16 protein-coding genes are annotated in these 17487 nt (G+C 66.0%); 3 read left to right on the forward strand and 13 right to left on the reverse strand.

Annotated elements, in window-relative coordinates; all coding sequences use genetic code 11:
- Window positions 1–86: 86 nt before the first annotated feature.
- From LE197_RS15355 to LE197_RS15385, 7 genes are all read right to left on the reverse strand, one after another.
- Window positions 87–2285: a TonB-dependent receptor gene (locus tag LE197_RS15355; RefSeq protein WP_003145267.1), complete on the reverse strand. Its 2199-nt coding sequence runs from the start codon at window positions 2283–2285 to the stop codon at window positions 87–89.
- Between the two features lie 238 nt (window positions 2286–2523).
- A complete protein-coding gene (gene cyoE / locus LE197_RS15360; protein ID WP_003082726.1) occupies window positions 2524–3414 on the reverse strand; it encodes a heme o synthase in 891 nt (296 codons plus the stop codon).
- Window positions 3415–3424: 10 nt separating this feature from the next.
- A complete protein-coding gene (gene cyoD / locus LE197_RS15365) occupies window positions 3425–3760 on the reverse strand; it encodes a cytochrome o ubiquinol oxidase subunit IV (protein ID WP_003109258.1) in 336 nt (111 codons plus the stop codon).
- Window positions 3760–4389 (reverse strand): cytochrome o ubiquinol oxidase subunit III, encoded by a 630-nt coding sequence (gene cyoC / locus LE197_RS15370; RefSeq protein ID WP_003086858.1) that lies wholly within the window; start codon window positions 4387–4389, stop codon window positions 3760–3762. Before cyoC ends, cyoD begins: the two co-directional genes overlap by 1 nt.
- A gap of 3 nt (window positions 4390–4392) precedes the next feature.
- On the reverse strand, window positions 4393–6369 hold the full coding sequence (gene cyoB, locus LE197_RS15375; protein ID WP_003082705.1) for a cytochrome o ubiquinol oxidase subunit I: 1977 nt from the start codon (window positions 6367–6369) through the stop codon (window positions 4393–4395).
- 6 nt (window positions 6370–6375) lie between these two features.
- Window positions 6376–7371, reverse strand: a complete 996-nt coding sequence (gene cyoA / locus LE197_RS15380) for a ubiquinol oxidase subunit II (protein ID WP_003082702.1) — start codon at window positions 7369–7371, stop codon at window positions 6376–6378.
- A 626-nt stretch (window positions 7372–7997) separates the two neighbouring features.
- Window positions 7998–9539 (reverse strand): MFS transporter, encoded by a 1542-nt coding sequence (locus LE197_RS15385; protein ID WP_003082699.1) that lies wholly within the window; start codon window positions 9537–9539, stop codon window positions 7998–8000.
- A 157-nt stretch (window positions 9540–9696) separates the two neighbouring features.
- Here LE197_RS15385 and LE197_RS15390 point away from each other — a divergent pair, with 157 nt between their 5' ends.
- Window positions 9697–10311: a TetR/AcrR family transcriptional regulator gene (locus LE197_RS15390; RefSeq protein ID WP_003082696.1), complete on the forward strand. Its 615-nt coding sequence runs from the start codon at window positions 9697–9699 to the stop codon at window positions 10309–10311.
- 7 nt (window positions 10312–10318) lie between these two features.
- On the opposite strand, the gene LE197_RS15395 is transcribed toward LE197_RS15390, so the two are convergent.
- Window positions 10319–10705 (reverse strand): DUF4440 domain-containing protein, encoded by a 387-nt coding sequence (locus tag LE197_RS15395; protein ID WP_003082694.1) that lies wholly within the window; start codon window positions 10703–10705, stop codon window positions 10319–10321.
- 13 nt (window positions 10706–10718) lie between these two features.
- Window positions 10719–12077, reverse strand: a complete 1359-nt coding sequence (locus LE197_RS15400; RefSeq protein ID WP_016263744.1) for an MDR family MFS transporter — start codon at window positions 12075–12077, stop codon at window positions 10719–10721.
- 107 nt (window positions 12078–12184) lie between these two features.
- Here LE197_RS15400 and LE197_RS15405 point away from each other — a divergent pair, with 107 nt between their 5' ends.
- Entirely contained in the window at window positions 12185–13096 is a 912-nt protein-coding gene (locus tag LE197_RS15405) for a LysR family transcriptional regulator (protein WP_003082689.1), read from the forward strand.
- A gap of 50 nt (window positions 13097–13146) precedes the next feature.
- On the opposite strand, the gene phnX is transcribed toward LE197_RS15405, so the two are convergent.
- Complete coding sequence (gene phnX / locus LE197_RS15410) at window positions 13147–13974, reverse strand: phosphonoacetaldehyde hydrolase (RefSeq protein ID WP_016263745.1); 828 nt, start codon at window positions 13972–13974, stop codon at window positions 13147–13149.
- Window positions 13975–14009: 35 nt separating this feature from the next.
- Window positions 14010–15125 carry a 2-aminoethylphosphonate--pyruvate transaminase gene (gene phnW, locus LE197_RS15415; RefSeq protein ID WP_015503246.1) on the reverse strand — a complete coding sequence of 372 codons (1116 nt, stop codon included), beginning with the start codon at window positions 15123–15125 and terminating at the stop codon, window positions 14010–14012.
- Window positions 15126–15292: 167 nt separating this feature from the next.
- Here phnW and LE197_RS15420 point away from each other — a divergent pair, with 167 nt between their 5' ends.
- On the forward strand, window positions 15293–16153 hold the full coding sequence (locus LE197_RS15420) for a LysR substrate-binding domain-containing protein (protein ID WP_023109038.1): 861 nt from the start codon (window positions 15293–15295) through the stop codon (window positions 16151–16153).
- Window positions 16154–16161: 8 nt separating this feature from the next.
- Here LE197_RS15420 and LE197_RS15425 read toward each other — a convergent pair whose 3' ends face one another.
- Both LE197_RS15425 and LE197_RS15430 read right to left on the reverse strand, forming a co-directional pair.
- A complete protein-coding gene (locus LE197_RS15425) occupies window positions 16162–16686 on the reverse strand; it encodes a DUF2937 family protein (protein ID WP_003082681.1) in 525 nt (174 codons plus the stop codon).
- Between the two features lie 26 nt (window positions 16687–16712).
- Window positions 16713–17486: a class II glutamine amidotransferase gene (locus LE197_RS15430; protein WP_003082680.1), complete on the reverse strand. Its 774-nt coding sequence runs from the start codon at window positions 17484–17486 to the stop codon at window positions 16713–16715.
- Window position 17487: the final 1 nt, after the last annotated feature.

Here is a 17487-nt window from a genome sequence, read left to right on the forward strand (position 1 = left end):
GCGCCGCAGTGAAAAAGTTCAGAGGAAATCGCCGGGAAGAACCGGCGCCCAGGCAGTGGGCGCCGGCTTCCATGGCCTGCCTGCCGTCAGAACGCGTAGATCGCCGAAAGAATCGCCGTGCGACCGTCGCCATACTCGATGGCCGAGGAGCGCGACTGGTTGCCGTACACCTGGCGCACCCGCTCGACGTAGGCCTTGTCGAACAGGTTGTCGAGGTTGAGTTGCAGTTTCAGGTCGCGCGTCGCCTGGTAGCCGAGCATCATGTTGTGCACCCAGTAGGCATCCAGCTTGCCGTTGTCCACCGAGGTGACGTTGCGCTGGCTGACGTAGCGTGCGCCATAGCCCAGGGTCACGCCCTCGGGCAGTTCGTAGGTGCTCCAGAGGCTCAACGAGCGCGGCGGGGTATTGCCCAGGGCCTGTCCCTCACGCTGCGGGTTGCTGGATTTCAGGGTTTCGCTGTCGAGGTAGGTGTAGGTGGCGAAGAGGTCCCAGTGCTCGTTCAACTTGCCGCTGGCGCTCAGCTCCAGGCCACGCACGCGCTGTTCGCCGGCAAGCACGTAGCTGCCGTCGGCCAGGCGTTCGCGAGCGTCCTCCTTCTTCACCTGGAACAGCGCCGCGTCCAGCTCCAGGCGCCGTCCGAGGAACTCCCACTTGGTGCCCAGCTCGTAGGTACTGTTCTTCTCCGGCGCCAGGCCTCCGGTCGCCTCGGTCACGCCCGAGCCGGTAGTGACCAGGTGTTCCGCCGAGGGGTTGAAGGAGGTGCCGTAGGAGACGTACACCCGCCCGTTCTCCAGCGGCTTGAATACCAGCCCCGCCCGTGTGCTCAGCTTGCCGTCGGAACTGTCGGCGCGCACCGTCGGCTTGCCTGAGGGCGTGCTCCGCGAGGTGCCGTCGATCCAGTCGTAGCGCAGGCCCAGGCTGAGGTCCCAGCGCTCGTCCAGGGCGATGGTGTCGAAGGCGTACAGCGCCTTGACCTCCAGTTCGGTCCGGTTGCGCGCGCTGTCGCGCTTGTCGGTGGGGCCGTTCCAGTAGCCCGGCGGGTTGTGCAGGTCGAAGCCGTTGGCCGGGTAGAACTTGCCCAGGTTGTAGGAGTAGGTGGTGCGGTCGTAGGTCTCGCGGGACAGCTCGAAGCCGCCGATCAGCGTATGCGCCAGGCCGAAGGTATCGAAGCGGCCGGTGAGGTTGGTCTGGTTGATCCACATCCGCGTCTTCGAATCGCGCCCGTAGGCTTGCGGTCCCGCCGGCAGGTAGCGACCCGGCGGCAGGCCCTTCTGGTTGACGTGGGAGGCGGAGATCACCGTGTCCCGATGCAGGTGGGAATAGCGGATGAGGTTCTGCAACTGGAAGTCGTCGCTGAAATCGTGTTCGAGCTTGAGGGTGGCGACGTCGTTGTCGATCCGTTCCTCGTCCAGGTTGCGCCAGCCAAAATAATCGTGGCGGCTGACGCCGTCCAGCTTGCGCCCGTTCAGCGCCGGCACGCCATAGTCGGGAAGGTTGTCGTCGCGCTGGTGGAAGTAGCTCAGGGTCAGGCGGGTCGGGGTGTCCAGGCCGAAGGTCAGGGATGGCGCGATGCCCCAGCGCTGCTTGTCGATCTGTTCGCGCCCGGCGACGTCGTTGTGGTGGGCCATGAGGTTGAGGCGGAAGGCGGTCGATTCGCCAAGCCCTTCCAGCGGCTGGTTGGTGTCCAGGGTCAGGCGCCGGTAGCGGTCCGTGCCCAGCCCGGCGCCCAGGTGGGTGAAGGCTTCGGCCTTGGGCTGCTTGCTGACCATGTTGATGCTGCCGCCGCTGGTGCCGGCGCCGCCGAACACCGAGTTCGGTCCCTTGATCACTTCCACCGCCTCCAGGTTGAACAGGTCGCTGCGGCTGGTCTGGGCGCTGTCGCGCAGCCCGTCCACCTGCATGTTGGCGTTGGCGCTGAAGCCGCGGATGTTGATGCTGTCGCCGGAACCGCCGCCGCCCTCGCCGGCGTTGAAGGTGATGCCGGAGACGTTGGACAGCACCTGGCGCAGGCTCAGGGCGTTCTGCTCCTGGATCACCTTTTGCGGCACCACCGTGACGGTCTGCGGGGTATCCAGCAGCGGCACGGCGTACTTGGCCGAGGCCGAGCGTTCGACCCTGGACGACGCCTGCTCGCCGGTGACCGTGTCGGCTCCCAGTTCCAGGGGATCGTCCTTGCGCGCCGCGTCCTCGGCCAGGGCCGGCGAGGAGCAGGCGGCCATCAACAGCATCAGCGGCGCCAGCGGGCGTTTGGTGGGCAAGGGGGACGGCTCGTTGCGACGATCCATGAAGTACTCCATCTTGGTTATTGAGAATCATTGGCATTTGATTGATGAAGGGTTTTTTTCACAAGCCGGACAGCTCCGAAAAAGCTCCCGGAAAAATCTGATAACCAACGGCAGAGTCCCGGAACAGAGGGCTCGCCGCGCGGCCCTTCTGCCAGGCGGCGACCGCATCCCTGCCATCGCGCAGACAAAAAAAAGCCCCGCCAATCGACCGGCGGGGCTTTCCCTAAAGCGTGTCGCCTCAGAACAGCGAGGCGACCAGATGGGTGGCGGGCGCCACCTGGAAGTCGATGGACATCATCACGCTCAGCGCGGTGATGGCGACGATGGAGAAGGCGAACAGCTTGCGCGCCCAGACCCGGTCGTCGGCGGTCCAGTAGCCGGTCAGGGCGATGGCCAGCCACCACAGGCTCACCGCCACCGCCACCAGCAGGTAGCCGTAGCCGGCGTAGCCGCCCAGGCACAAGGCGAGGGTCGCCGCCATGAAGGCGAGGATGTAGAGCACGATGTGGATCTTGGTCACCGCGATGCCGCGCGCCACCGGCAGCACCGGGATGCCAGCCGCCTCGTAGTCCTTCAGGCGGAAGATGGCGATGGCATAGGAGTGCGGCATCTGCCACAGGCAGAAGATCGCCAGCAGCGAGGCGGCGCCGGCGTCGAACTGGCCGCTCACCGCGCAGTAGCCGACCACCGGCGGCATCGCCCCGGAGAGGCTGCCGACCAGCGTGCCGTACTGCGAACGACGCTTGAACCACAGGCTGTACAGGCCGACGTAGACGAAGTAGCCGAAGCCGGCCAGCGCGGTGGTCAGCGGGTTGGTCCGCCACCACAGCAGGCCGAAGCCGGCGACCCCGAGGACCAGGCCGTGGGCCAGGGCAGCCTTCAGCGAGATCTGCCCGGTCACGGTGACCCGCCCGCGGGTCCGCTCCATGTGCCGGTCGATGTCGCGGTCGATGCAGTTGTTCAGCACGCACCCACTGGCGACCACCAGCGACAGGCCGATGACCGTGGCCAGCAACAGCATCGGCTCGACGCTGCCGCGGGCGGCGAGGAAGTATCCCCCCGCCACCGCGATCAGGTTGCCGAAGATGATTCCCGGCTTGGCCACCAGGAGATAGCGTTTCAGCTTCACGTCATGGCCCTCAGGGCATCGGCATCATCAGCATGTCGGCGCTGAAGATGATCCACAGCGAGAGACCGACCACCAGCAGGATGACGATCACCGTGAAGATGAACGCCATCACGTTCCAGCGCCCTTCCGACGACATGTTCATGTGCAGGAAGCAGATCAGGTGCACCACCACCTGCACCAGGCCGAGGACGACCATGGTGAGGATGGTCGCGTGGCGCGAGAAGCCGCCGTCCATGACCATGTAGAACGGGATCGCGGTGAGGATCACCGAGAGCACGAAGCCGATCGCGTAGGAACCCAGGCTGCCGTGGCCGGCGCCGTGGTTGTCGTGTGCAGCGCTGCTCATTACAGGGCCCCCATCAGGTAGACGACGGTGAAGACGCAGATCCAGACGATGTCGAGGAAGTGCCAGAACAGGCTCAGGCACATCATCCGGGTGTTGTTCTGCGCGGTGAGGCCGCGGGTCCAGATCTGCGCCATCAGCACCAGCATCCACAGCAGACCGGCGCTGACGTGCAGGCCGTGCATGCCGACCAGGGTGAAGAAGGACGACAGGAAGGCGCTGCGGCTCGGGCCGAAACCTTCGGCGATCAGGTGGTGGAACTCGTTGATCTCCATCCCAATGAACGCGGCGCCGAGCAGGAAGGTGACCCCGAGCCAGGCGATCGCCTGGCCCTTGGCGCCCTTGTGCGCAGAGAGCATGGCCAGGCCGTAGGTGCAGCTGGAAACCAGCAGGATGGCGGTTTCCACCAGCACGTAGGGCAGTTCGAAGATGTCCTTGCCGCTGGGGCCGCCGGCGGTGTGGTGAACCAGCACCGCGTAGGTGGCGAAGACGCTGGCGAACAGCACGCAGTCGGTCATCAGGTAGAGCCAGAAACCGAATACGGTGTTGCCGCCGCTATCGTGTGCATGATCGTGGTCGTGGCCCACTTCGTGGGCGTCGGCCAGATGCTTGTTCAATACTGCCGTCGACATGGTTCAGACCTGCTTGGCGAGTTGCTGGAAACGGGCGCTTTCGATCTTCTCGATCTCTTCGGGCTGGACGTAGTAGTCGACGTCCTGGTTGTAGCTGCGCACGATGAAGGAGCCGATCATGCCGACGAAGCCGACCGCCATGAGCCACCAGATATGCCAGATGGCGGCGAAGCCGAAGACGAAGGCGAACACGGCGATGGAGAAGCCCGCGGCGGTGTTCTTCGGCATGTGGATCGGCTGGTAGGCCGGCAGCTTGCGGTAGGCGGTGCCGGCCTTCTTCATGTCGTGGAAGGCATCCACGTCCTGTACCTTCGGCAGCTCGGCGAAGTTGTAGAACGGCGGCGGCGAGGAAGTGGCCCATTCCAGGGTGCGGCCTTCCCACGGGTCGCCATTGACATCGGCCAGTTGCTTGCGGTTGCGGACCGAGACGAACAGCTGGATCAGTTGGCAGGCGATGCCGCAGAAGATCAGCACGGCGCCGAAGAACGCGACCACCAGGTAGGGCTTCCACAGCGGGTTGTCGTAGTGGTTCAGGCGACGGGTCATGCCCATGAAGCCGAGGATGTAGAGCGGCATGAAGGCCATGTAGAAGCCCACCAGCCAGCACCAGAAGGAACGCTTGCCCCACTTCTCGTCGAGGGTGAAGCCGAACGCTTTCGGGAACCAGAAGGCGAAGCCGGCCAGGTAGCCGAATACCGCGCCGCCGATGATGGTGTTGTGGAAGTGGGCGATCAGGAACAGGCTGTTGTGCAGCAGGAAGTCCGCGCCCGGGATGGCCAGCAGGACGCCGGTCATGCCGCCGATGGTGAAGGTCACCATGAAGCCCAGGGTCCACAGGATCGGCGTGCTGAAGCGCAGGCGGCCCTTGTAGATGGTGAACAGCCAGTTGAACAGCTTCACCCCGGTGGGGATCGAGATCAGCATGGTGGCCACGCCGAAGAAGCCGTTGACGTCACCGCCCGAACCCATGGTGAAGAAGTGGTGCAGCCACACGGTGAAGCCGAGGAAGGTGATCGCGGCGCTGGCCCAGACCATCGACTTGTAGCCGAACATGCGCTTGCCGGCGAAGGTCGCGGTGACCTCGGAGAAGATACCGAAGGCCGGCAGGATCAGGATGTACACCTCGGGATGGCCCCAGGCCCAGAAGAGGTTGATGTACATCATGGCGTTGCCGCCGAGCTCGTTGGTGAAGAAGTGCATGTCCAGGTAGCGGTCGAGCGACAGCAGGCCCAGCGCAGCGGTGAGGATCGGGAACGAGGCGACGATCAGGATGTTGGCGAAGGTGCAGGTCCAGGTGAAGATCGGCATCTGCATCAGCTTCATGCCCGGGGCACGCATCTTGAACACGGTGACCAGGAAGTTGATCCCCGTGAGCAACGTGCCCATCCCGGATATCTGTAGCGCCCAGATGTAGTAGTCCACCCCTACCCCGGGGCTATAGGCCAGCTCCGACAGCGGCGGATAGGCCACCCAGCCGGTACGGGCGAATTCGCCCAGGCCCAGCGACACGTTGACCAGCATGGCGCTGACCACGAGCAGCCAGAAGCTCAGCGAGTTGAGGAAGGGGAACGCCACGTCGCGCGCGCCGATCTGCAGCGGCACGGCCAGGTTCATCAGGCCGGTCATGAACGGCATGGCCATGAAGATGATCATGATCACGCCATGCGCGGTGAAGATCTGGTCGTAGTGCTCCGGCGGCAGGTAGCCGTGGTTGGCGCCTTCGGCCAGGGCCAACTGGCCGCGCATCATGATCGCGTCGGCGAAGCCGCGGACCAGCATGACCAGGGCGACGACGATGTACATCACGCCGATCTTCTTGTGGTCGACCGAGGTCAGCCACTCGGTCCACAGGTAGGTCCACTTGCGGTAGTAGGTGATCGCACCGACCACGCCGAGGCCCAGCAGGGCGACGACGGCCAGTGTGACCATGACGATGGGCTCGTGGTAAGGCACGGCCGAGAGTGTCAGTTTCCCGAACATCTGCGCTTACTCCTGGGTACTCGGTTGCATGTGCATGTCCTTCATGTCTTTCATGCCCTGCATGGCTTGCATGTCCATGTCCTGCATGTCGTGACCGGTCATGGCGGCTTCGTGCTCAGCCCCGGCGTGCTCGCCGTGCGCGGCACCCTTGGCGTCGCCGTGGTGCTCGTACTTGGTGAGGATGTGGCCAAACAGTTCCGGGCTGACCGAAGAGAAGTAGGTCGGCGGAACGTTCTCGCTCGGCTTGACCAGTTCCGGATAGGTGCCGATCGACAGGCTGGCCGGTGCCGCCTTGACCTTGGCGACCCAGTCCTGGAAGCCCTGCTCGGAGGTGGCGATGGCCTTGAAGCGCATGCCGGAGAAACCGCCGCCGCTGTAGTTCGCGGAGATACCGTCGAATACGCCTTCTTCGTTGGCGATCAGGTGCAGCTTGGTCATCATCCCGGCCATCGAGTAGATCTGGCTGCCCAGCTGCGGGATGAAGAACGAGTTCATCACCGAATCCGAGGTGATCTGGAAATTCACCGGGGTGTCTTTCGGGAAGGCGATCTCGTTGACCGTGGCGATACCCTGCTCCGGGTAGATGAACAACCACTTCCAGTCCAGCGAAACGGCCTGGATGGTGACCGGCTTGACCTCGGAGTCCAGCGGACGGTACGGGTCGAGCTTGTGGGTGCTTTCCCAGGTGATCCAGCCGAGGATCGCGATGATCACGCAGGGCACCAGCCAGACCACCGCCTCGATGCGGTTGGAGTGGTGCCAGTCCGGCTTGTACTCGGCCTGGGTATTCGAGGCGCGGTACTTCCAGGCGAACGCCAGGGTCATCACGATCACCGGGATGACCACGATCAGCATCAGCAGGGTCGCGGTAATGATCAGGGTGCGCTCGTCCATGCCCACCTGCCCTTTCGGGTTGAACAGGGTCATGTCGCAGCCGCCGAGCAGCAGCGCGGGCGCCAGGGAAAGCCATTTCAATGCGGCAAACGGGTTTGCTTTGGTCATCTTCCGGCCTTAATCGATGGAAGGAGCGAGTGGTCGCTCATGGATGTCTCCTTGCAAGGCTTGTGGCGGAGACCGCTGGCTTCAGCCAGTTCCAGACATGCAGTCGCCGCCGGGGTACGGAACGGCCATTGCCCGGCCACGGGAGAAGGCAAGCGGATACCTTTCCCGATTCCGGTGGCGGACTCGTTCCACGCGCTGAGTCGTTCCTTGATGAACAGCGTTTTCGAAGCTGTGCCGGAAGAGGCCAAGGGCGGCCAAGGCACGTGCATGCCTGGGCGAGAAGGATTGCCCTTCCCGCCGGGTGATCAGGTCGCAGTTATCGGTCGGCTATTTGTTGTGCAACAGGCAAGGCAGGAACCCATTTATCGCGATGCGGAGCAGAGACTCGCGCGACGCTCGTTGGACCGAAACTGAGCGTCAGTTATTACAATTCATTTCAGCTGAGGAGCCTATGACACATCTTGCAATAGACTTTCTCAAACATAGATAAAGTAGGGCTTTAACCTGCCTGCGACAGGTTGTCGCAGGCCATACCCTAGCACAACAGTTGGAATACGCGAATATTCTTCGCTTCGAGCAGCATAACGCAAGGAAATCGCCCCCGCGCCAGCATCGTGACCCGAGAGTCAGCGTCTATCGGCCTGCAACTGTACCCCTGCCGTTCGTCCAGATGCGCCAACTGTATCCGCCGCCGGGCCGGCGCTAACGCGCAGGCGCCAGAGCAGCGCGGCGGCCAGCAGGGCGCTGGCTCCGGCCACCAGCATAGCCAGACGGAAGCCCTCGGCCAGCGCGGCCGGCAGCTCGGCGTCGAGCCCCGCCAGGGAACCAGGCAAGCGATGGGCCGTGATCGCCTGGGTGGCGAGCCGTTGCGCATCGGCAATCCCCAGCTCCTCCAGCCGATCGCCCAGGACGACGATCGCCCGCCCGCTCAGCAGCGCTCCCAGCAACGCGATGCCGACGGCCATGCCGGCCTGGCGCAGGGTATTCATGGTCGCCGAGGCCATCCCGGAACGCTCGCGGGCCACGCTCGCCATGACCGCCAGACCGGTGCCGGGAACGGCCAGGCCCATGCCCAGGCCGAGCGCCACCAGCAACAGGCCGACCCAGGGATACGCGGTTCCCGTACCGCAAGCGGCCAGCGCCAGCATGGCCAGGCCGATCACCAGGTAGCCCAGCACCAGCAGGCGTCGCAGCGGTACGTGCCGCTGCAACCGGCCGAACAGCATGGACAGTGCGCCCATGGCGAGGAACTGCGGCGCCAGGTAGAAGCCGGCCTGCTGCGCCGAGGCACCCTGCACCTGCTGGAAGAACAGGGAGAGGAAGAACAGGCTGGCGTAGCCGGAAAAACCGAGGACGAACGAGGCCAGGTTGCAGACGGCGAACCCGGCCTGGCGGAACAACCCCAGGGGCAGCAGCGGTCGGGCGGTCCGCCGCTCGACGAAGAGGAAGCCAAGCAAGCCGACCCCGGCCAGGAGCAGCGCCGGCCAGGCCGTGGGAGACAACCAGCCGCCCTCTCCCGCGGCGATCAGGGCGTAGGTCAACGCTCCCAGCCAGACCACGCTGAGCAACTGCCCCAGGGGATCGAAGGCGGCGTGCTCGGGGTGCGCGGTTTCCTCGATGCCCCACAGGCCCAGGGCGAGCGCCAGCAGGCCGAGCGGCAGGTTGATCAGGAAGATGCTCTGCCAGCCGGCGTGCTCCACCAGCAGGCCGCCGAGCAGCGGGCCGAGGATCAGCGACAGCGCGCTGAAGGAGGTCCAGCCGCCGATCACCTGGGCGCGCTGGCCGGGATCGTGGAAAGCCTGGGTAAGGATCGACAGCGCGCCGGGTATCAACAGCGCCCCGGCGATGCCCTGGACCGCGCGTCCGAACAGCAGCAGCGGCAGCGAGGTGGCCAGCGCGCAGAGCAGCGAACCGAAGCTGAACAGGCCGACCCCGAGCAGCCAGGTCAGCTTGCGACCGTAGCGGTCGCTCAGCGGTCCGGAAGACAGCATGAAGGCGCTCAGGCACAGCGCATAGGCGTCGACCACCCACTGCAGGCCGGCCAGGTCGGTATCCAGGGCGTACTGCAGCGTCGGCAGGGCGAGGTTGACGATGCTGATGTCGAGCGAGGCGATGAAGGTTCCCAGGTAAATGGCGGCGACCAGGGCGACACGACGCGAAGGGTTCATGGAGTACTCCGATGAGAGGGCGCTGGCCCAGGAATAATCCATTGACCGACGGTCAGTCAATAAATATCGCGAAACATTCTCATCTTCCTGTCATGCCTCGTCTTCCCCTCCACGCTCTTTTACACTGCGGCCAACCCAACCACTGGACCCGCGCTCCATGCCCGATCGCCACGCCGAACAGCCTGCCCGCCAACCGCGCACCAAGCCTGCGGAGGTTCGTCTCGAGGAACTGATGGCGGCGGCGCAGCAACTGTTCCTAGACAAGGGTGTGGACGCCACCACCATCAGCGACATCGTCGCTGCCGCGGGGGTCGCCAAGGGTACCTTCTATCACTACTTCCAAGCCAAGACCGACATCCTCCTGGCCCTGCGCGAGCGCTTCACCCAGGCTTTCCAGCAACGCATCGCGAATGCCGTCGAGGCCTGTCCGGCGAACGACCATCCCGGCCGCCTGCGCGCCTGGACCGAGAGCGGCCTGGCGGGCTACCTGGAGGGCTACCGGCTGCACGATGTGGTCTACAGCGAACACCATCACCACCAGCGCGGCAACCAGGAGCGCGACCGCGTGCTGGAGCAATTGGCGGAGCTACTGGAGAACGGCGCGGCGGCCGGCGCCTGGCCGCTGCGCAACCCACGGCTGAACGCCCTGCTGCTCTACTCCGGGCTGCATGGCGCCGCCGACGACGCCATCGCCGGCGGCCGCCTGGATACCCAGCCGCTGGCCGGCGAACTCGCCGATGCCTTCCTGCGCCTGCTCGGTGCCAGCGACTGAGGCAGGCTCAGCCGCAGAAGGTTTCCTGCAGGTGGCGCCAGTACAGCCGCCCTTCGTCGTCACGGTGCAGGACTACGGTGGACAGGCGCTCGCTGCGACCCGCCGCGTCGGACTGGATTTCCCGATAGGCCAGGGTCGCGCCATCCACGCCTGAAGCCAGCAGACTCTCGCCGTCGATCTCGATGCGCAGCCCAGGACGGGTGCCGCCCTTGCTGCGGAACAGCTCGCCCAGAGCAGTCTTGTCCAGGACCACGCCATGCGGCGTGACCATCGAGAAGTCCTCGGCGAAACGCGCCATCAACGCATCCAGCGCGTCAGCCCGTGAGTCGCCGGCCAGCCAGTCGCGGATCGCCACGTGGGCATGGTGGATTTCCCGGCGGTAGGCACAAGTCATGGTGTAGCTCCTTTCAGGTCTGGACCAGGGCGCGAACCCCGGCGGAATCGATACGCCTCACCCACGGCAGAGGCAATAGCGTGAAAGCGGCGGAGAACAGGAAGCAGTGGACGAAGGCCGCGGGGTCGGCCCGCGCCTGCAACAGGTTGAGCAACCCACCGAGCACGGCCATGCCCAGGCAGAACGCCAGTTGCCGATTGATGTTCCACAAGGCGCTGGCATGGCCCATGCGCGCCGCCGGGACGTCGAGCAAGGCCATGCCCTGTGCCGCGCTGCTACACAGGCTGCCGCCGAATCCCATGGTCGCGTAGGCCCCCGCCAGTTGCCAGAAGCCGCTCCCCTCCCCGCTTCGAGCCAGCCACAGCAGGCCGCCGGCCTGTATCGCCATGCCCGCCAGCAGCAAGGATTTCGGCCCCCAGCGATTGAAGCGTCGCCGGGTCAGGCCGATGGCCAGGCCGGCCGCCAGCGCCCAGGGCAGCATCAGCGCACCGGCACGGCTCGCGCTGAGGCCGAGGGGGCCTTGCAGATAGAGCATGGCGACCAGGTTGGCGCCCATGAAGGCTCCCGGCACGCAGAGATAGACCAGCATCGCCGTACGCAGCAATGGCGCCTCCAGCAAGCCAAGGTCGAGCAGCGCGTCGGTACGAGCGCGCCCGTCACGCCAGTAGCAGCAGCCCAGCACGCAGGCCAGCAGCGCCAGGAGCAGGCCACGCCCGCCGCCGCCGGGCGATCCCAGCCAGGCGAGCGCCACCAGCAGCGTGGCCAGCGCCGCCGAGCCGAGCAGCAGGCCGCGCAGGTCCAGGCGCTGCGCCGCATGCTTGTGCCTGGGCAGCCAGCGCATCGCCAGGGCCAGCACCAGCAGCGCCGGCGCCACGCTGGCGAAGAAGATCCCACGCCAGGACAGGCTGTCCACCAGCCAGCCGCCGAGGGCAGGCGCCACGGCGGGAACGATCAGCGCCACCAGCATCAGCCGTGCGGTCAGGCCGGCCCGTGCCGACGCCGGGACATTCCGATAGGCCATGGCCTGGCCGAGGGGGATCAGTAACCCGCCGGCCAACCCCTGGCACAGGCGCCAGACGATCAACGTCGCCGCCGATCCAGCCAGGCCGCAACCCAGCGAAGCGCTGGCGAAACCGGCCAGTGCCAGCAGCATCAGTCGCCGTTCTCCCAGGCGCGAAGCGAGCCAGACGCTCAACGGAATCACCAGGGTCAAGCCGAGCAGGTAGGTGTTGCCGATCCACGCCAGGGTCGCCACCGAAGCGCCAAGGGAACGCCCGATGTCCGGGTAGGCGACGCTGGCGATGAAGATGTTCACCAGGTCCAGGGCGAACCCCAGCAGGTACAAAGTGGCCAGGCGGGACGGTTGATTCATGGGCGCTCCGGAGGTTTGCCGGGGAGCATAGCGAGGCGCTCGCGCTATCTGGAGAGGCTAATCGCGCATAGACTGTCAAATCGAATTTGACAATAGGGTCGCCTTCCATGGTCAGCCTCGACCGCTTCGAAACCTTTCGCGCCGTGGTCGACTGCGGTTCCCTCAGCGCCGCCGCCGACACCCTCGGCCAGACGCGTGCGGTAGTCAGCTTCAACCTCAAGCGGCTGGAGGCCGAGCTGGGCGTTTCTCTGCTCAGCCGCAGCACCCGGCGGATGGCCCTGACCGATGCTGGCGAACGCTTCTACCAGCGCTGCGTGAAGGTGCTCGACGAGGCGCGCCTGGCCATCGACGACGCCCGCGCCGAGCATGGCGAACTGCGTGGCAGCCTGCGCGTCACCACCACCCAGGAATACGGCCTGCGCCAACTGGTGCCGGCCCTGCAGGCATTCGCCCGGCTGCACCCGGCGTTGCAGGTACAATTGTCGACCTCATCGCTGCATGCCGACCTGATTGGCGAACGCTTCGACGTCGCCATCCGCCTGGGGCGCCTGGAGGACTCCACCCACCATGCGGTGCAACTGGCCAGCTTCGAGGTCCTGGCGGTGGCCAGCCCGGCCTGCCTGGCGGCGCTCGGCGAACCGCCGCCGACCGACCTGGAGAGTCTGGAGCGCCTGCAGAATCTCGGTCACAGCCGGCTGGCGGACTCCCTGCCCTGGCAAGTACGCGCCCCCGACGGCGCCCTGCGCAGCTACCGCGGACCGCGCCATCCCATGCTGCTGGCCGACAACGCCGCGGCCCTGCGCGCCTTTGCCCTCGACGGCCTGGGTATCGCCGTGCTGCCGGACTGGCTGGTGCAGGCCGACTTGCGCTGCGGCGCACTGCAACGCCTGCTGGCGGACCACGGGTTTCCGCTCCAGGGCGTGCATGCCGTTTATCCGCCGACCCGCCACCTGCCGTCGAAGGTCCGCGCGTTCATCGACTTCCTCAAGACTCGCCTGGGGCACCCGGACGCCGGTTAGAAAACCGAGGCCGCCGCGATTGCCCGCGGCGGCCTCGGCACAGACGTGGCTCAGTTACCCTGCGGCATCTCGCCGCGCGCCAGGCGCGCATTGATGTCGCGGACCACCGCTGGCAGCTCGGCGATGGTCTCGATCAGGTAGTGCGGACGCGAACCTTCGAACATCTGTTCGATACGCGTCCGCTCGCGCTCCAGTTCGGCCGCCGGCAGCGCCTTGTACTGCTCGTAGGTGAGGCCCAGGGCATTGCCCGAGCAGGTCAGCGCCACCGTCCACATCCCGGCGCGGCGCCCTTCGAGGATACCCGGCCAGGTGTCGTCGACCTTCACGCAGGCCGCCACATCGTCGATCCCCAGGGCGATCACGTTGGCCAGCGCCTGGGCCGGCCATGGCCGGCCGTTGGGCACTTCGTCGGTGGCCACCACGTGGTCGGCGACGTAGCCGTTGGTCTCGGCCAGGGCTACCACCTTCTCCATCACCACCGCCGGGTAGCCGGAACAGGAACCGATCTTCAGGCCCATCCCGCGGAGTTCGGCGATCGCCTGCAGGGCGCCGGGGATCAGCGCCGAATGTTCGGCGATCTTTTCGATCTGCAGCGGCATGAAGCGCTCGTAGATGGCGGTGACATCGTCGTCGCTGGGCAGGCGGCCGAAGACGGCGCGGTAGCGCTCGGCGATCGCCGGGATGTCGCAGAGGGTGCGGATGTGGTCCCACTTGCCCATTCCCATCGGACCGCGCGCTTCCTCCAGGCTGACCTGGACGCCGAATTCGGCGAAGGCCTCGACGAAGATCTGGGTCGGCGCGAAGGAGCCGAAATCGACCACGGTTCCCGCCCAGTCGAGGATGACGGCCTGGAGGGTGGCTGGCTGGTTGTAATTCATTGTCGTGAACCCTTTTCTGCTCGTTGTCGTTCAGTTCAGATCTCGAGGACTTCCAGTTCGCGCAGCGCCTCGCCGATGGCGGCGACCGCCTGCCGCATCTCCGCGGCGTCGACGTGGCCGATGCAGCCGACGCGGAAGGTTTCCACCTGGGTCAACTTGCCCGGATAGAGGATGAAGCCCTTCTCCCGCACGCGTTGGTAGAAGTCGGCGAAGCGGTAGCGCGGATCGCGCGGCGCGTGGAAGGTAACGATGATCGGCGCTTGGATTTCCGCCGGCAGGAAGCTGCGGAAACCGAGCCGGGCCATCTCGCCGAGCAGCGTTTCGCAATTGCTCGCGTAGCGCCGCTGGCGCGCCGGCAGGCCGCCCTCCTCTTCGTACTGGCTGAGCGCTTCGTGCAAGGCGGCGACCACATGGGTCGGCGGGGTGAAGCGCCATTGCCCGGTCTTGCGCATGTAGGCGTGCTGGTCCTGCAGGTCCATGGCCAGGGAGTGGCAGTTGCCGGCGCTGGCTTCCAGGGCGGCGCTGCGGGCGAAGACGAAGCCCATCCCCGGGACGCCCTCCAGGCACTTGCCGGAGGCGGCGATCAGGGCGTCGAACGGGACTGTCCGGGCATCGATCCCGATCGCCCCGAAGGAACTCATGGCATCGACGATCAGGCGCTTGCCGTGACGCTCGACGACCTTGGCGATGGCCTCCAGCGGATTGAGGATGCCGGTACTGGTCTCGCAGTGGATCAGCGCCACATGGCTGATCGCCGGATCGGCGGCCAGCAGGCGCTCGACATCAGCGGCGGTGGTCGGCACGTTCTCTTCGGTCTCGAAGGTGCTGAAGGGCCGTTGCAGGACCTCGCAGATCTTCGCCAGGCGCTTGCCGTAGGCACCGTTGATCAACACCAGGACCTTGCCGTCGCGCGGCACCAGGGTGCCGATCGCCGCTTCCACGGCGAAGGTGCCGCTGCCCTGCAACGGTACGCAGGTGTGGCTGCCTTCGCCGCCTACGATCTTCAGCAGGCGCTGGCAGACGCTGGCGGTGAGTTCGTTGAAATCGCTGTCCCAGGAGCCCCAGTCGACCATCATCGCCCGACGGGTACGGTAGGAGGTGGTCAGCGGACCGGGGGTCAGCAGGATGGGTGCGCGTTCGGCAGTGCTCATGCTCATTTCCTCTGCGGGAATCGGCCAAAGAAACCGGATCGGGCTTCGCGGTCCGGGCGGTCGTTCCGCGCCGGGGTTCCAGGGAAGCCTGGAGACATAAGGTGAGCGCCGCGCTACTATCGTTCAAATTGTTTGTTCCGATGCCAGCCATAAGCCACGCCGATACCATGAATCTCTTCCAGCTCCGCGCCTTCGACGCCGTCGCCCGCGAAGGCAGTTTCACCCGCGCCGCCGAGCGCCTGTGCATCAGCCAACCGGCGGTGACCGGACACATCAAGGCACTCGAGGAGCACTACCAGGTCACCCTGTTCCGGCGCACCGCCCGGCGCATCGAACTGACCGAGGAGGGCTCGCGCCTGGTGGCGATCACGCGCACCCTGTTCGCCCTGGAGGAAGAAGCCGAGGCCCTGCTCGACGCCAATCGACAATTGGTCTCCGGCCGCCTCGAAGTCGCCGCCGACGGCCCGCACCTGGTGATGCCGATGCTCGCCCGGCTGCGCGCGAGCTATCCGGGAATCACCGTCAACCTGCGTCTGGGCAACGCCCAGGAGACCCTCGCGGCGCTGCTCAGCGAACACGTCGACGTCGCCGTGCTGACCGAGGTCGAGGCGCGTCCCGGGCTGTTCCTGGAGGAGTTGGTGAATTCGCGCATCTGCGCCCTGTTGCCTCGCCAGCATCCCTGGTGCGAACGCAACGAAGGCGTACCGCTGGAAGAGCTCGACCAGCAGATCATGGTGCTGCGCGAACCCGGTTCGATCACCCGCCGCACCTTCGACCGCGCCTGTGCCGAGCAGGGCGTGCAGCCGCGGGTGCTGCTGGAGCTGGACAGCCGGGAAGCGGTGACCGAAGCGGTGGCCGCCGAACTGGGCGTCGGCGTGGTGTCTTCCCTGGAGGTCGGCAACGATCCGCGGGTTCGCGCGGTGCCGCTGGTCGGTCCCGAGCTGACCAACCGCCACCTGATCGGCTGCCTGGAGAAGCGCCGCGGCCTACGGGTGATCAGGGCATTCCTGGAACTGGCGGCGGCCTGAGTCGCGCCTCAGCTCCAGTGACGCTCGCGGGTGCGGCGGTCTTCGCCGAAGCCGAACAGCGAGGCCAGCGAATACACGATCAGCTCGGCGATCCAGGCGACCAGCAAGGCGCAGCCCAGGCCCCAGGCGATCACCTCGGGCTTGAGCAGGACCTGGTAGCTGTAGCTGGCATAGGTTTCCATCAGCAACTCATGGTTCGGTGCGCGCAGCATGTGCCAGGCGCGGGCGTACCAGGGACCCTGCATGGCCTGCCACTCAGCGTCGAGCATGCGCGCGCGACGCATCAGGCGGTCGAGGTTCTCGCCGTCGCGCTGGAACACCGGATCGCTGTTGCTGCGGTAATGCCTGACCAGTTCCTCCAGGCTACCGTTGAAGAACTGCCCGGCGGTCTGCTGGAAGCCCTGGATGTTCTGCGCGGCCTCCAGGCGATGGGCGTCGACGCGCTTGGCGTAGTCGTCGATGAAACCGGGCACCTGCACCCCGAGCAGCAGGCCCAGGGTGAACAGCAGCAGTCTCAGGTAACTGCGGAACATGCGCTCTCCTCGTTCACGGCGGCGATTCAGACCCGCCCCTTGGCCAACACCTCGCCGCCCCACCAGAGGACCCACTCGCCGCTCTGCTGCAAGGTCCAGTTCTCGTTGTCGGTGAGCGGCTCGGTGGCGATCACCGTGACCACATCGTCCGGCGTGGTTTCCGCATGGAAGTCCACGGTCAGGTCGGCATCCTTCAACCGCGCCGGGCCGAATGGCGCACGGCGGGTAATGTAGGCGAGTTTGCTGGAGCAGAAGGTGAACAGCCAGTCGCCGTCGCTGATCAGGGCATTGAACACACCTTTCTTGCGATATTCGTCACAGGCCGAGATCAGCACCGGCAACAGCACCTCCACCGGCACCGGCTCGGGGAAAGCCCGGCGCACGCGGTTCAGCAGGTCGCAGAAGGCCGCCTCGCTGTCGGTCTCGCCGACCGGGCGGTAGAAACCGGGCTTGGGCTGGAAGTCGGCCAGTTGGCCATTGTGTGCGAAGGTCCAGTAGCGCCCACCGAGTTCGCGGATGAAGGGGTGGGTGTTGCTCAGCCCGACCTTGCCGACGTTGGCCTGGCGGATGTGCCCGATGACCGTCTCGCTCTTGATCGGGAAGCGCTGCACCAGCCGCGCCACCTCCGAATCGACGCTCGCCAGCGGGTCCTGGAACAGCCGCACGCCGCGTCCTTCGTAGAAGGCGATGCCCCAACCGTCGCGGTGCGGGCCGGTACCGCCGCCGCGCTGCATCAGTCCGGTGAAGCTGAAGACGATGTCCGTCGGGACGTTGGCGCTCATGCCCAATAGTTCACACATG

Origin of the sequence: Pseudomonas sp. PS1(2021), from assembly GCF_020405165.1 — a bacterium.
Lineage (GTDB): Bacteria > Pseudomonadota > Gammaproteobacteria > Pseudomonadales > Pseudomonadaceae > Pseudomonas > Pseudomonas aeruginosa.